This is a genomic window from Methylobacillus sp. MM3 (assembly GCF_001645185.1).
GTDB lineage: Bacteria > Pseudomonadota > Gammaproteobacteria > Burkholderiales > Methylophilaceae > MM2.
This window is the reverse complement of the sequence record NZ_LXTQ01000034.1, coordinates 1-397: the sequence shown is the minus strand read 5'-3', so window position 1 is coordinate 397 and position 397 is coordinate 1. Positions and strand designations below refer to the sequence as shown.

Annotated in this window: 1 protein-coding gene; it reads right to left on the bottom strand. The window is 55.9% G+C overall.

The window, feature by feature from the left end; genetic code table 11:
• Positions 1 to 397, bottom strand: a 397-nt coding sequence (locus A7976_RS10360) for an AsmA family protein (RefSeq protein WP_131801018.1), incomplete at both ends; no start/stop codon positions are given.

Here is a 397-nt window from a genome sequence, read left to right as displayed (position 1 = left end):
CATACGGCAAGACCTTGTCCACAGGCTGAACGCTCTTCTCACCTTTGCGCTGTTCAGATTGTTTTGCCCGTTCCGCCCCTTTACCTGAATCCACCCCGATCAGCGGCCCCAAATCGGCCAGCCTCAGCTGGCGTGATTCCACATCACCCTTCAGCATGGGTCGCGGCTTACCGGTGGTGTAGGCCAGCGTTCCGTGAATATCGCTGTCGCCAATACGGCCATTGAAAACGCGATAATCAAAAACAGAGGATTTTTCCGGGTCAATTTTCGCCACCAGACGTCCGTCGGTTTCAAACGGCGGCGTATCCGGGAGCAGTACGCCGGTCAAATCGTACAAATCCCCTAGCGAATCTCCCGAGAATTTAAGCCGCAGATCCGCCCCGCCCATGTTCATCGG